A 13,821-nucleotide genomic window follows, 5' to 3' on the forward strand; every position below is an offset into this window, starting at 1 on the left:
GGGCGCGACGGGCGGTGGCGCAGCGCGGGACGGCGCCGCGCCCGAGCATCGCACCTGTCACGGGCGCGCGCGGGACGGACCACGGGGCCGCCGGTTGCGTGCACCCCCCGTGCGGTGCCTAGGGTGGCGCCTCGGAACCCGGCCCCTGATGGCCGGGTGGCACCGCCCCGGGCTGGGACGGTCCTCCGCGACGCGACGTGCGCCGACTCCCACCCCCACCGCGCCCGACGGCGTGCGCGGCGCCTCGCCACCCCGGAGACCCCGATGCCCCCGCGCGCCCGCACCCTGCTCGTCACCGCCCTGCTGCCCGTCGCCGCCCTCACCGCGTGCGCCGACGGGAGCGCCACCTCCCCCGCCACGCCGTCGGGCGGCTCGTCGTCCGCCGCGGCCTCGCCGACGGCCGGCTACCCCGTGACCGTGGACAACTGCGGCACCGAGGTCACGCTCGAGCGGGCGCCCGAGCGCATCGTCACGATCAAGTCCTCGACCACGGAGATGGTCGCCGCCCTGGGCCTGGCCGACCGGCTCGTCGGCACGGCCTTCAGCGACGGCCCCCCGCCCGAGGCGTGGGCGGACGCCCTCGCCGACGTGCCCGTCCTGTCGGACAAGGTGCCCGGCCAGGAGGCGCTGCTCGAGGTCGAGCCGGACTTCGTCTACGCCGGCTGGGAGTCGAACTTCGCGCCCGACGCGGCGGGCGACCGGGCGACGCTGGCGCAGCTCGGCATCGGCACCTACGTGTCGCCGGCCGCGTGCAAGGAGGAGGGCTTCCAGCCCGACCCGCTGACGTTCGAGGCGGTCTTCAAGGAGATCCGCCAGACCGGTGCCCTGCTCGGCGCGCCCGACGCGGCCGAGGACGTGGTCGCCGAGCAGCAGGCGACGCTCGACGCGGTGGAACCGCTCGACGGCCCCACGGCCGTGTGGTGGTCGTCCGGCACGGACACCCCGTATGTCGGCGCGGGCATCGGCGCACCGCAGATGATGCTCGAGGCCGCGGGCATGACCAACGTCTTCGCCGACGTGCACGACACGTGGTCCTCGGTCGGCTGGGAGCAGGTCGTCGCGGCGGACCCTGACGTGCTGGTCCTCGTCGACTCGGCGTGGAACACCGCGGACGCCAAGAAGGCGGCGCTCGCGGCCAACCCCGCGACCGCGCAGCTCACCGCGGTGCGCGAGGGCCGCTACGCCGTCGTCCCGTTCGCCGCCTCCGAGGCGGGCGTGCGCAACGCCGACACGGTGGCGGACCTCGTCGACCAGGTGCGGGCGCTGGGCGTCGGCGCGTGACGCGCCGCTGACGTGACACCCGTGGACCGTCCTCCCCTGCGCCCGCCCCTGGTGCTGCTGCTCGCCGTAGGGCTCGCCCTGCTCGTCGTCAGCCTGCTCGTCACCGTGACGATCGGTCCCGCGGACCTGTCCGTCGCGGAGGTCGCGCGCGCGGTCGGCGGCCACCTGGGGCTGCCCGTGGCGGACGTGTCCCGGCTGCACGACGCGATCGTGTGGGACCTGCGCCTGCCCCGCGTGCTCACGGCGGCGGCCGTCGGGGCGGGTCTCGCCGTCTCGGGCGCGGTCATGCAGTCCCTCACGCGCAACCCGCTGGCGGACCCGTACCTGCTCGGGCTGTCGTCGGGGGCGTCGCTCGGGGCGGTCGCGGTGCTCGTGGTCGGCGTGGCGGTGCTGCTGCCGGTGGCGGCGTTCGCGGGCGCGCTGGCCGCGCTGGTCGCGACCCTGACGCTCGCGCGCACGAGCGGCACCCTCACACCGTCGCGCGCCGTGCTCGCGGGCCTCGCGGTGTCGCAGCTCGCGGCCGCGGGGACGTCGTTCGTCATCTTCTGGAGCGCGACCGGCGACTCCTACCGGGAGATCCTGTCGTGGCTCATGGGGTCCCTCGCCGGCGCGACGTGGTCGTCGGTCGCGATCGCGGGCGGCGGGCTCGTGGTGGTCGGGTCGGTGCTCGTGGCGGCGGCGACGCGGCTCGACGCGTTCGCGTTCGGGGATACGTCCGCCGCGGCGCTCGGCATCGCGGTCGACCGCACGCGCTGGACGCTCATGACGCTCGTCGCCCTGCTGACGGGCGCGATGGTCGCGGTCAGCGGCGCGATCGGGTTCGTCGGGTTGATCCTCCCGCACGCGGTCTCCGTGGTGACCGGGCCGGCGCACCGGCGCCTGCTGCCCGTCGCGGCGGTCACGGGGGCGGTGTTCCTGGTGTGGGCGGACACGCTCGCGCGCACCGTGTTCGACCCGCGGGAGCTGCCGGTCGGCATCGTCACGGCGCTCATCGGCGTGCCGGTCTTCGCGGTGCTGCTGCGCCGGGGGCGGGGGACGGCGTGGAGCTGAGGATCGACGGCGTCGCGACGCGCCTGGGCGGCCGGTGGGTCGTCGACGGCATCGACGCCACTCCCCCGCCCGGCGCGCTCACGGGCCTGCTCGGGCCCAACGGCGCGGGCAAGACGACGCTGCTGCGCCTGGTCGCCGGGCTCCTGCCACCGGAGCGCGGCGCGGTGCTCGTCACCGACCCGGACGCGCCGTCCGGCGCGCCCGCCGTCCCCGTGCACGCCCTGCCCCGCCGCCGCCGCGCCCGGCACGTCGCGCTCCTCGAGCAGGAGTCGAACGCGACCGTCCCGCTCAGCGTGCGCGAGGTCGTCGCGCTCGGGCGCATCCCGTACCGCTCGCTGTGGGGCACGGACGTCGACGACGGCGCCGTCGACCGCGCGCTCGGCGCCGCGTCGGCCGCGCACCTGGCCGACCGCGCCTGGTCGACGCTCTCCGGCGGCGAGCGCCAGCGCGTGCAGATCGCGCGCGCGCTCGCGCAGGAGCCGGACCTGCTGCTGCTCGACGAGCCCACGAACCACCTCGACGTCAGCGCCCAGCTCTCGCTGCTCGCGTTCGTCCGCGACCTCGGCGTCACCACCGTCGCGGCGCTGCACGACCTCAACCTCGCCGCGGCGTTCTGCACGCACGTGCTGGTGCTGTCCGAGGGCCGGCTCGCTGCGGCGGGCGCGCCGGCGGACGTCCTGACGCCCGCGCTGCTGCGCGCCGTCTACCGGGTGGAGGCGGAGGTGCTGCGGCACCCGACCACCGGGCGCCCGGTGATCGCGCTGACCGGCGGCAGCGCGGAGGCAGACCGGTGAGGGTCACCGTGCTGTCGGGCGGCGTCGGCGGCGTGCTGGACGCGTGGCTCGTCGACGACGCGGACGCCTCCGCCGTGCCCGCGCTGCGCTCGGACGGCTGGACGGTCGCGGCCGCGCCGACCCTCATGACGGACGTCCCGGCGACCGCCGCGATCGCCGCCCGCGCCCTGGCCCTCGTGGACCGCCTGCCGTGACCGGCTGGTGGGTCGTCGTCCCGGTCAAGGACGCCCGCCGCGGCAAGACGCGCCTCGCCGGCGTCCTGGACGACGCCGCGCGCACGGCGTTGGTGCGGTCGATGGCGCTGGACACGCTCGCCGCCGTGCTGGCCGCTCCCTCGGTGGCCGGCGCCGTCCTCGTCACGGCCGACCGCGACCTCGCCGCGGCCGCCCCGGGGCTCGGCGTGGTGCCGCTCGACGAGCCCGCCGCCGCCGCCGCGACGCACGCCGGCGAGGCCGGCCTGGACGCGGCCGTGCTCGCGGGCGCCGCGCACGCGCGCGGCCTGGCCCCGCACGCGCCCGTCGCCGTGGTCCTGGGCGACCTGCCGCGCCTCGACCCCACGGACCTCGACGCGGCCCCGGCGTCGGCGGCGGGGCACGCTCGGGCCCACGTGCCCGACGCGGCGGGCACCGGCACGACGCTCCTGACCGCGAGCACGGGACGCACCCTGCGACCCCGGTTCGGGGCCGGCTCGTCGCACCGCCACGCGGCGGCCGGGCACGTCCGCCTCGACGTCCCGCGGTCCTCGTCGCTCCGCCACGACGTGGACCACCCCGCCGACCTCGTCCTCCTCGCAGGTCAGGACGCCTGGCCGTCCGCGCTGCCCGAGAAGTAGTCGATCAGGCCCGACCGCACCTGCAGGTAGAGCGAGCGCGTCGAGGTCCCCTCGCCGCGCACGGCCCGGCGTGCCCACTCGTCGTAGGCCAGCCGCACGGAGGTGCCGATCGCGGTGACCACGGTCCGGGCGCGGATCTCGTCGACGTGGGGCGGGTCGCCGGCGCGCAGGACGAGGGTGGTGAGCTCCTGCACGTGCTCGTCCTCGAGGGCGAGGGCGCGGGCGAGCAGGCCCGGGTCGGCGAGGACCAGGCGACGCACCCGCAGGACGCGGGCGTGGCCCTCGGGGGGATCCGCGTCGAAGGCGTCGATCTGCGCGAGGTAGGCCTGCTCGATCGCGCGGATGACCGTGGGTGCCGTCTGGTCGACGGCACGCACGCGCGCGACGAGCCGTTCCATGGCGTCGTCGTCGACGAAGAGGGCGTTCTCCTTCGTCACCGCGTGGCGGTAGAAGGTGCGCGGGGCGATGCCGGCGGCGTCGGCGATCGCCTCGCACGTGGTGGCAGAGACCCCCTGGCGCTCGAAGAGGTCGAGCGCGGCGTCGGCGATGGCGCGCCGCGTCTCGCGGCGGCGCTGCTCCCGCGGGCCGTCGTGGGCGCGGGAGGCGTCGCGGGCGCCGTGGGCGTCACGCTGCCGGTCGTCGAGCATCCGCACAGTGTCACATCACGTGGACCGATATTGGCAGTGACTGCCATATGCTGCCGCCGGCGGTGTGCGACTCCTCAGGCGTGCCGTCCCGACCTCCGCCCTGCCGACAGAAAGCCCTTCATGACGCTCGAGCACGACCGCCCGACCGCACCGCTCCCCGCGCCCGGCGGCCCCGCGCCCCGCACCGGACCCGTGATCGCCCTCCTCGTGGCGTCCGCCTTCGTCGTGGTCCTCAACGAGACGATCATGGGTGTCGCCCTGCCGCGGCTCATGGTCGACCTGGAGATCACCGCGGCGACCGGGCAGTGGCTGACCACCGGCTTCCTGCTGACCATGGCGATCGTCATCCCCTGCACCGGCTTCCTGCTGGCCCGGTTCCCGCTGCGCAGGCTGTTCTTCACCGCGATGTCGCTCTTCGCCGCCGGGACCCTCGTCGCCGCGCTCGCTCCCGGCTTCGAGATGCTGCTCGCCGGGCGCGTGGTGCAGGCGTCCGGCACCGCGATCATGATGCCGCTGCTGTTCACGACCGTGCTCAACGTCGTGCCGGCGACCCACCGTGGGCGGATGATGGGCGTCATCTCGATCGTCATCGCCGTCGCCCCGGCGATCGGCCCGACGGCCGCCGGCGCCATCCTGTCGGCGCTGGACTGGCGCTGGATGTTCTGGCTCGTGCTCCCCGTCGCGCTCCTCGCCCTCGCTCTCGGCGCCGTGTGGGTGCGCGACGTCACCGAGACCTCCCCCGCGTCGTTCGACCTGCCCTCCGCGGTGCTCGCCGCGCTCGGCTTCGGCGGGCTCATCTACGGGCTGAGCCTCATCGGCGAGTCGGCGTCGGGTCACGCACCGGTCCCGGTCTGGATCCCGCTCACGGTCGGGGTCGTCGCGCTCGCCGTGTTCGTGCGGCGCCAGCTGTCGCTGCAGCGGACGGACTCCGCGTTCCTCGACCTGCGGACCTTCACCTCGCGCTCCTTCAGCCTCGCCGTCGTGCTCGTCGTCGTCGTGATGTCGGCGCTCTTCGGCTCGCTCATCCTCCTGCCGCTGTACCTGCAGCAGGCGCTCGTGCTCGACACGCTCACGGTCGGCCTGATGATGCTGCCCGGCGGTGTCCTCATGGGCGTGATCGCACCGGTCGTCGGGTCGCTCTTCGACCGCTTCGGGCCGCGGCCGCTCGTCCTGCCGGGCATGGTCGTCGCGGCGGCCGCGCTGTGGGGCATGACCACGTTCGGCACGGACACCGAGATCTGGTGGATCGTGCTCGTGCACATGACCCTCAACCTGGGGCTGGGCTTCGTCTTCACCCCGCTGCTCACGTCGGCGCTCGGGTCGCTGCCGCGCGCCCTGTACTCCCACGGCAGTGCGATCACGAGCACCCTGCAGCAGGTCGCCGGCGCCGCCGGCACCGCCCTGTTCGTCACGCTCATGTCCGTCGGGGCCGCCGGTGCGGCCACCGCGGGCGCCGACCCCGCCGAGGCGATGACCGCCGGCGTGCACGACGCGTTCGTCCTCGGCGCGGTCATCGCCAGCGTCGCCGTCGTGCTCACGCTCTTCGTGCGCAGGCCGGCCGAGGTCGACGAGGCACGCCCCGAGCTCGTCGTCCACTAGGGGAACCACCTCGACGACCGCGTCCGGACGCCGGCCGGGCGGTGCGGCCAGCGCCCACCGCCCGGCCGGGTGTCCGCGGTGACGACGAGGTCGCCGTGGGTCGGTCCACGTCGTCGCGGTCGAGGACGACCGGTGTGTCCGGCCCGGGTGTGTCGAGCAGTCGGTGACAGGCTTCGTCGACGGGTGCCCTCCGGCAGCCGACGGAGTCCCCTCCGGCGTCGCCGGCAGACGAGGAGCATCGATGGCCTGGAGCACGAGCGAGCTCGCCCACCTGGCGGGGACGACCGTCAACACGATCCGGCACTACCACCGGATCGGGCTCCTGGACGAGCCCGACCGCAGGTACAACGGCTACAAGAAGTACGGCGTGCCGCACCTGGTGCGCCTGCTGCAGATCCGGCGCCTCGTCGAGCTGGGTGTGCCGCTCTCCGAGGTCGACGGGGTGGCCGAGAGCACGAGCGCGGCGGACAGGCTGCTCGAGGTGGACGCCGACCTCGCGGCGAGGGTCGAACGCCTGCAGCACGCCCGGGCCGAGATCGCGGCGATCCTGAGCAACGGTGCACCGGCCGACGTGCCCGCCGGGTTCGCGTCCGTCGCGGAGCACCTGTCGCAGGCCGACCGGTCCGTCCTCCACATCTACTCGAAGCTCTACGACGAGGAGGCGATGGCGGACCTGCGGGACATGGTCGAGGAGGACGCCCAGGTCGGGGACGTCGGCAAGGAGCTCGACGCGCTGCCGCCCGACGCGGACGAACCGACGCGGCAGCGGCTCGCGGAACAGCTCGCGCAGGGCATCGCGCGCAACCTCGTCGACTACCCGTGGCTCAGCGACCCGGCGGGCCACCTGGCGACGAGCCGGCGCGTCGCCCAGGAGACGTTCCTCGAGGCGGTCATGGAGCTGTACAACCCCGCCCAGCGTGACGTCCTGACCCGCGCCGGCCTGCTCGGGCACCGGCTCGCGCAGGCGGTCCTGGCGGCCCGCGACGACCCCGGCCGGACGGGCCCGCCCGCGACCGCTTGACCCTGTTCCGACAACACGGTGTCCCCTCGGGTCGTGATCGAGAACCGCTCGATCCACGACCCGCAAGGAGACGACATCATGACCCCTCTCCAGGAGCTCATCAGCAGGTTCCAGGAGCTCGTGGCCCAGGTGCCCGAGATCTTCCAGCCCTTCATCGTCGTGCTCGCCGGCGCGGTGCCGTTCGTCGAGGGTGAGCTCGCCGCGATGGTCGGCCTCGTCGCCGGCCTTCATCCCGTCGTCGCGGGCGTCGCCGCAGCCACCGGGAACTTCCTCTCCGTGGCCCTCGTGGTGGCACTCACCGCACGGGCTCGCACGGCGGTCGTCCACCGGAGCAGGACCCGCGTGGGCGCGACAGTCGGCGGCTCGGGCACGCCGGGGTCCGCAGACGTCGGGACCGTCGACGCGTTCGGCGAGCCGGCGCCGACCCAGCCGCTGTCGAGGGGCCGCCAGCGCGTCCAGACGTGGCTCGTGCGCTTCGGCGTCCCGGGAGCGAGCATCCTCGGCCCGCTCGCGATCCCGACGCAGTTCACCACGGCGATCCTCGTCGCCGGCGGGGCGTCCCGCCGCTGGGTGCTGCTGTGGCAGGCGGTCGCGATCGCCCTGTGGACGACCGTGTCGACGGTGTCGGTCTGGGCCGCACTCACCTACGTCGTGGGGGTCTGACCGACATGGCACAGCGGGCCGAGCACCCAGCGCAGCGATGTCGCCGTCGCCGCCGCGGCCACCAGGGCCGCGGCGGCGCACGCACGCCGGAACCGGAGGACACCCAGGAGGAGACATGGCACGCACGAACGGGACGGTGCAGCCCGGGGACGGGCACGCGCTCACGCCCTACCGCTGGTGGCAGCTGTTCACCCGCTCCCTCTTCCACCTGGACCTGACGGGCCCGGCCGGTGCACGGCAGACCTGGTCCGTCGACGTCCGCCACGGCGGCGACGACGACGGCGAGGTGCGGGCGCGCCTCTACGTCGACGGTCTGCACCACGCCCGAGCGACGCTCCCCGCCGCGTTCCCGGTGCCGGGAGGCACCATCGAGGTCGCGGCCAGCGGGTACGGGCTCCGGCGTATCCAGTACGTGGCCGCCGACGGTTCGGCGCGGCAGCTCGTGCCCGACCCGGCCTCAGGCGAAGGTCGCCGTGCCCACCTCGACAGGACCCGCCCGGCGCTGAGCCGGGCCCTCGCACTCACGTCGGTGGGCGTGCTGCTCGTCGCGCTCGTGCTCGGCGTCCCGCAGATCGTGGAGCAGCTCACGCAGATCCCGCCCGTGGCGCAGACCATCGGTGTGTGGGTCAGCCCGCTCCGGCTGCCGGACGCGCTGAACATCTCGCTCGTGGTGGCCACGATCGCCGCGAGCACCGAGCGCGGGCTCCGGCTGCGCTACAGCCGGGTCCTCGACGGCGGCTTCTTCGGCGGCGGCGAGTAGCGACCCGGCGTCGACGCCGCTGCGGGTCGGTACGGCCAGCGCGCCCGCAGGTCCTCGGCGCTGCTGCCGGGGATGCCGCCGGTCCGTGCGGCGACGACGAGGGCGTCGGCGGGCTCGTGGGGCTCCACCGCGGTGCCGCCCGCACCCCCCGACCGGTCCGCGCGCCCCGCATCCTCGTCAACGACTACGCGGGATGCCGGCTGAGGACGAAGCACTGCCGGGTCGTGTGATCGGGGGGCTCGTCCACGACCCGGCAGTGCACCTCGTACGAACGCGGTCGACCCCGGGGCCGACGGCGTTCGTCGTCTCAGTCCGCCCGTCCCTCCCACGGGGCGGGGACGCCGACCGCGGCGGCGAGCGCCTCGAGCGACGCCCGGACGTCGTCCGGCAGGGGGACCCCGTCGGACACGGCCCGGTCGTGATGGCGCCACTCGAGCTGGCCGGGGTGCAGCACCTCGTCCGAGCCGTCGGCCAGCGGCACGCCGTGGAGCCGGTCGAGGAACCCGTCGACCCGGTCCGCGTAGGGTGCCGCGCCGCCCAGGAGCGCCGGGTCGACCACGACGAACACGTGCGAGACGTCGTTCGGCCGGTCCATGTCGAAGAGCCAGCTCGGCACCTGGTCCGACGTCGGCGCGTCGGCGAGCACCCCGGTCAGGGCGTCGACCAGCAGCGCCAGACCGTAGCCCTTGTGCGCGGCCATCGGCATCATCGCGCCCTCGTCCGGGTAGCGGGAGGGGTCGGTCGTGGGCCGGCCGGACCCGTCGACGATCCACCCCTCAGGGACGCTCGACCCCTCGTCCCGCGCCTTGACGACCTTGAGCGAGGCCACGGCGCTGAGCGCGACGTCGAACATCACCGGGCGATGCGTCTCGCCCGCGGGCAGCGCGTAGGCGAGCGGGTTGTTGCCGATCACCTTGCCGCGGGCACCGGGGACCGTCATGTTCGGGTCCACGTTGCTCGCGGTGATCCCGATCATGCCTGCCTCGGCAGCCATGAGCGCGTACATGCCGGCGGCACCGTAGTGGGTGGAGCGGCGCACGACGACGATGGCGACACCGAAGACCCTCGCCTTCTCGATCGCCGTCCGCACGGCCGTCACCCCGCTGACCATGCCCAGCCCGTTGCGCCCGTCGAGCAGCGCGAAGGCCGGCCCGTCGACGAGGGCCACCGGCTCGGCGTCGAGGTCCAACGCTCCACGGCGCGCCTTCTCGATGTACCCGCCGAGGTTCTTGAGCCCGTGCGAGTGGATCCCGAACGTCTCCGTGCGGGTGAGGACCTGTGCCGTCATCTCGGCCCGCTCGCGGCTCGCGCCGGCCGCGACCAGGCAGTCGACGGCGAACCGCTCCAGGTCGGTCGCGGGGACCAGGAGGGAGTTGCTCGTGGAGGTGCTCACATCGTCATCCCGCCGTCGATGACCAGGACGGACCCGGTCATGTAGCCGACCTCCGGGGACGCGGCGAACGCGATCGCGTGGGCGATCTCGCTCGGGTACCCCAGCCGCCCGATCGGCTGACGCCCCACGAACGCCTGCTCGGCCGCGGCCGGGTCCGGAGCGCTGGCGATCTTCTGCTCGATCGCCGGAGTCATGGTGGTGCCCGGGCACACGCAGTTCACCCGGATGTTCTCGCCGATGTGGTCGGCCGCCATCGACCGGGTCAGGGCCACGACGGCACCCTTGGTCGCGGCGTACGCGGCCCGGTCCGTGTGGCCCTTGATCGCCGCCACGGAACCGGTGTTGACGATCACGCCACCGCCGTTCTGGCGCATCGCCGGCACCGCGGCCCGGGACATGCTGAACACGCCCTTGACGTTCACCGCCAGCATCGTGTCGAGCGCCTCGTCGGACGTGGTCTCGACGGTTCCGGGGAGCACCACCCCGGCGTTGTTGACGAGCACGTCGAGCCCGCCGAGCTCGCCGACCGTGGTCTCCACCACGGTGCGGCAGGCCTCGGGGTCGGAGACGTCACCGGGCACGAACAGGGCGCGTCCGCCGGCGGCGACGATCTCGTCGACCGTCTCCTGTCCCCCGTGCGCGGCGCCCTCGAGCGCGTTCACGACGACGGCGGCACCGTGGCGGGCGAGCAGGAGGGCGGTCTCCCGACCGATGCCCGCACCTGCCCCCGTGACGATGACCCGTCTTCCTTCGAAGTTGAGCACAGCGTTGGTCCTTAGGTGTAGAGGAGGCCCGGCAGCCACGTCGCGATGCCCGGCACGAGGATGAGGAGGACGATCAGCGCGATGAGCGCGAGGAACAGGTACTTCGAGTGCTTGAAGTACTCGGAGACCGTCGTCTTGAAGCTCTGGCACACGATGAGCATCACGATGCCGACAGGTGGGGTGAGCAGCCCGAGCGTCAGGGTGAGGACCATGACGATGCCGAAGTGGATCGGGTCCAGGCCCACCTGCTGGGCGACGGGGACGAGCATCGTCGTGAGCAGGAGGATGAGGACGGTCGAGTCCATGAACATCCCGGCGATGAGCAGCGCCACCACGAGGATCGCCATGATCGCGATCGGGTTCTCGGTGATGCCGAGGAGCACACTCATGATCTGCTGCGGGACCCGGTCCCAGGTGAGGCCGTAGGCCCACATACCGGAGACGGCGATGAGGAACATGATCATGCCGACGTCGGTCATCGTGGACCGCAGGGCGCGCTGGAACTTCTCCCACGTCAGCTCGCGGTAGGCGAAGAGGCCGACGGCGAGGCCGTACACGACGGCGAAGGCACCCGCCTCCGACGGCGTGAAGAGCCCGAAGCGGAGCCCGAGGATGAGGATCACCGGGAACAGCAGCGCCCAGATGCTCTGGACCCCCTTGCGCGCGACCTCACCGGCGGGCGTTCGCGTCGCGCGCTCCGGCGGGTAGCCACGGCGGCGTGCGGTGAGGGAGATCGCCCCCATGAGCATGATCGTCATGAGGATGCCGGGGATGATCCCCGCAGCGAAGAGCTGCCCGATCGAGACCTCGCCGAGCGTCCCGTAGAGGATCAGGCCGGTCCCGGGCGGGACCATCGTGACGATGATCGAGGTCGTCCCGACGACGCCCGCGGAGAAGCCGGGCTGGTAGCCCCGCGCCGTCATGCTCGGGCCCAGGACGCGGCTGAACATCGTCGCGTCGCCGATGGCCGAGCTGGTGACGCCGCCCATCATGAACGAGCTCACGGCACCGACGTGACCCAGCCCGGCACGCATGTGACCGGTGAGCGCCGAGGCGAAGTCCATGAGACGCCGGGTCATGCCCGTCTCGTTGAGGCAGTTCCCCGCGAGCACGAAGAGCGGGATGGCGAGCATCGCGAAGTTCTGCGTCTGGGTGAGGGTGACCTGCGCCGGGATGGTGAGGTTCAGCGTCTCCTGGGAGAGGAAGAAGACGAACCCCGAGATCCCGATGGCGAAGGCGATGGGCATCCCGATCGCGACGAGCACCAGGAAGATGACGAAGACGAGCGTCATCGGGTCACCTCCCGCTGGGCGCGGACGACGCCGCGGAGCTTGTGGCACGACGTGTAGAGCATGAGCAGGCACCCGACGGGCACCGCGAGCGTGACCCACGAGTAGCTGAGCCACGGCAGGCCGCTGAAGCTGCGGTCCGACGTCGTCTGCACGAGCTGGAGGCCCGTGACGACCATCGCCGCGAGGAACACGATGATGAGGACCCAGTTCAGGACCGCGAGGCCGCGCTGGACGCCCGCCGGGAACCGCTCGGCGAGGATCCCGATGTTGACCATCTTGTCGCGGCGCAGTGCGATGTCCGCGCTGACGAAGACGGTCCAGGCGAAGGCGAAGGTCGCCAGGTCGACGGCCCACGAGACGGGGCTGCCGGCCGTGCGCGCGATGGCCGAGACGAGGACGAGAACCGTCATGAGCACCAGGAACACCTGGGCGACCCTGACCTCGACCCGGTCGAGCGCGTGGTAGAACCCGCGCCCGACCGGTGCCGCACCCTCGTCCGTCTCCTCGGCGCCGGCCCCGTGCGGGCCGCGGGGAGGAGTCGTGCTCATGACTTGTCGATCTCCGACCAGATGGCCTGCTTGACCTCCGTGAGGCCGAGGGTCTCGTACGCCGCCTCGCCGGCCTCCTGGAAGGCCTCGACGTCCGGGTTCTCGTTGACCGTCAGCCCGGCGTCGACCAGCTCCTGCCGGATGGTCTCGATCTCGGACTCCATGGTCTCGGACGCCGCGAGACCCGCCTTGTCCGCCTCCTCGACCAGGATCTCCTGGTACTCCGTGGGCAGGGAGTTGAACCAGTCGGCGCTCACGACCTCGAAGTTGATGAGGAGGATGTGCCCCGTCTCGGTCGCGTGCGAGAGGACCTCGTTGAGCTTGCCGCCCGGGATGTTCGCGTAGACCAGCTCGGCGCCGTCGATGGCGCCCTGCTGGATGCCGGAGTACATCTCTCCGAAGCCCATCGCGACGGGCTCGGCGCCGAGCGCGCGGATCGACTCCTGCCAGATCGGCGACCCGGGGGTCCGGATGCGCAGGCCCGCGAGGTCGTCGGGGTTGTTGATCTCCTTGTTGGTGAAGAAGTGCCGGTGCGTCTGGACCCAGTTGAAGGACAGGACCTTCAGGCCCTCCTCCTCCTCGAGCTGGGTCAGCATCTCCTGGACGGTCTCGCTCTCCTGGAGCCGCTGCACCTCGTCGAGGTCCTCGACGAAGTACGGCCCGTTCATGACCGCGAGGTCCTCGACGTACATGCCGAGGCGTGCGGAGTCGGTGTTCTGGCCGACGTTCGCACCCGTGCGGGCCTGCTCGATGATGTCCTCCTCGACACCGAGCTGGCCGGCGGGGTAGACGTCGATCGTCAGGCCGCCGTCGGTCCGCTCCTCGACGGCCTCCGCCCAGGCCGTGAAGCCGGCGTGGAACGGCTCGCTCTCGGCGAGGACGTGGTTGAAGCGGAGGTTGTACTTCTCCCCCTCGGCGTCGCCACTCGCCTCGCCGCCACCCGCGGTGCCGCTGCAGGCGACGAGGGCGAGTGCGATGGCCCCGCTCGCAATAGGTACTACCAGTGAGTGCTTGCGACGCTGCATGCTGGTTCCTTTTCTACGTGATGGGCACCGGGGCCGAGGTGGCTCACCGACCCGCTCAGGCTGCTGGGAGAGCGCCCGGTTCATCCCGCTCCGCGCTGCGATGCGTCAGAGTCCTGCCTAGTCACACTCATATATCCGCCGCGACAGCGATG

Annotated in this window: 15 protein-coding genes; 9 read left to right on the forward strand and 6 right to left on the reverse strand. The window is 73.2% G+C overall.

The window, feature by feature from the left end; genetic code table 11:
* Positions 1 to 264 precede the first annotated feature (264 nt).
* From E5225_RS10980 to cofC, 5 genes are read left to right on the forward strand one after another with little or no spacing between them, the layout of a single operon-like run.
* Positions 265 to 1,281, forward strand: a complete 1,017-nt coding sequence (locus tag E5225_RS10980) for a putative F420-0 ABC transporter substrate-binding protein (protein WP_135974716.1) — start codon at positions 265 to 267, stop codon at positions 1,279 to 1,281.
* A 21-nt stretch (positions 1,282 to 1,302) separates the two neighbouring features.
* On the forward strand, positions 1,303 to 2,331 hold the full coding sequence (locus E5225_RS10985) for a putative F420-0 ABC transporter permease subunit (protein WP_243738365.1): 1,029 nt from the start codon (positions 1,303 to 1,305) through the stop codon (positions 2,329 to 2,331).
* Positions 2,322 to 3,125 carry a putative F420-0 ABC transporter ATP-binding protein gene (locus E5225_RS10990; protein ID WP_135974714.1) on the forward strand — a complete coding sequence of 268 codons (804 nt, stop codon included), beginning with the start codon at positions 2,322 to 2,324 and terminating at the stop codon, positions 3,123 to 3,125. The genes E5225_RS10985 and E5225_RS10990 overlap by 10 nt, the downstream gene beginning before the upstream one ends.
* Positions 3,122 to 3,319, forward strand: coding sequence for a hypothetical protein (locus E5225_RS10995; protein ID WP_243738364.1), 198 nt, complete (start codon positions 3,122 to 3,124; stop codon positions 3,317 to 3,319). The genes E5225_RS10990 and E5225_RS10995 overlap by 4 nt, the downstream gene beginning before the upstream one ends.
* Positions 3,316 to 3,957, forward strand: coding sequence for a 2-phospho-L-lactate guanylyltransferase (gene cofC / locus E5225_RS11000; protein ID WP_136225424.1), 642 nt, complete (start codon positions 3,316 to 3,318; stop codon positions 3,955 to 3,957). The genes E5225_RS10995 and cofC overlap by 4 nt, the downstream gene beginning before the upstream one ends.
* On the opposite strand, the gene E5225_RS11005 is transcribed toward cofC, so the two are convergent.
* Positions 3,921 to 4,604, reverse strand: coding sequence for a TetR/AcrR family transcriptional regulator (locus E5225_RS11005; RefSeq protein ID WP_135972722.1), 684 nt, complete (start codon positions 4,602 to 4,604; stop codon positions 3,921 to 3,923). The two genes, cofC and E5225_RS11005, sit on opposite strands and share 37 nt — an antisense overlap.
* A gap of 120 nt (positions 4,605 to 4,724) precedes the next feature.
* On the opposite strand from E5225_RS11005, the gene E5225_RS11010 reads away from it, so the two are divergent.
* From E5225_RS11010 to E5225_RS11025, 4 genes are all read left to right on the forward strand, one after another.
* Positions 4,725 to 6,203, forward strand: coding sequence for an MDR family MFS transporter (locus tag E5225_RS11010; protein ID WP_135972721.1), 1,479 nt, complete (start codon positions 4,725 to 4,727; stop codon positions 6,201 to 6,203).
* Between the two features lie 241 nt (positions 6,204 to 6,444).
* Positions 6,445 to 7,224 (forward strand): MerR family transcriptional regulator, encoded by a 780-nt coding sequence (locus E5225_RS11015; protein ID WP_135972720.1) that lies wholly within the window; start codon positions 6,445 to 6,447, stop codon positions 7,222 to 7,224.
* 78 nt (positions 7,225 to 7,302) lie between these two features.
* Positions 7,303 to 7,887, forward strand: a complete 585-nt coding sequence (locus E5225_RS11020) for a small multidrug efflux protein (protein WP_208012488.1) — start codon at positions 7,303 to 7,305, stop codon at positions 7,885 to 7,887.
* Between the two features lie 115 nt (positions 7,888 to 8,002).
* Positions 8,003 to 8,647, forward strand: coding sequence for a hypothetical protein (locus E5225_RS11025; RefSeq protein ID WP_135972719.1), 645 nt, complete (start codon positions 8,003 to 8,005; stop codon positions 8,645 to 8,647).
* A 307-nt stretch (positions 8,648 to 8,954) separates the two neighbouring features.
* Here the strand turns inward: E5225_RS11025 and E5225_RS11030 are convergent, their stop codons facing one another.
* From E5225_RS11030 to E5225_RS11050, 5 genes are read right to left on the reverse strand one after another with little or no spacing between them, the layout of a single operon-like run.
* The gene (locus tag E5225_RS11030) at positions 8,955 to 10,040 is read right to left on the reverse strand and encodes an Ldh family oxidoreductase (RefSeq protein ID WP_135972718.1); all 1,086 of its coding nucleotides are present in this window, start codon (positions 10,038 to 10,040) and stop codon (positions 8,955 to 8,957) included.
* Positions 10,037 to 10,804: an SDR family NAD(P)-dependent oxidoreductase gene (locus tag E5225_RS11035; protein ID WP_135972717.1), complete on the reverse strand. Its 768-nt coding sequence runs from the start codon at positions 10,802 to 10,804 to the stop codon at positions 10,037 to 10,039. Before E5225_RS11035 ends, E5225_RS11030 begins: the two co-directional genes overlap by 4 nt.
* Before the next feature lie 11 nt (positions 10,805 to 10,815).
* Positions 10,816 to 12,096, reverse strand: a complete 1,281-nt coding sequence (locus E5225_RS11040) for a TRAP transporter large permease (protein WP_135972716.1) — start codon at positions 12,094 to 12,096, stop codon at positions 10,816 to 10,818.
* A complete protein-coding gene (locus tag E5225_RS11045; RefSeq protein ID WP_135972715.1) occupies positions 12,093 to 12,644 on the reverse strand; it encodes a TRAP transporter small permease in 552 nt (183 codons plus the stop codon). Before E5225_RS11045 ends, E5225_RS11040 begins: the two co-directional genes overlap by 4 nt.
* Positions 12,641 to 13,669 carry a C4-dicarboxylate TRAP transporter substrate-binding protein gene (locus E5225_RS11050; RefSeq protein WP_135972714.1) on the reverse strand — a complete coding sequence of 343 codons (1,029 nt, stop codon included), beginning with the start codon at positions 13,667 to 13,669 and terminating at the stop codon, positions 12,641 to 12,643. Before E5225_RS11050 ends, E5225_RS11045 begins: the two co-directional genes overlap by 4 nt.
* Positions 13,670 to 13,821 lie beyond the last annotated feature (152 nt).

The organism is Cellulomonas shaoxiangyii, assembly GCF_004798685.1.
Lineage (GTDB): Bacteria > Actinomycetota > Actinomycetes > Actinomycetales > Cellulomonadaceae > Cellulomonas > Cellulomonas shaoxiangyii.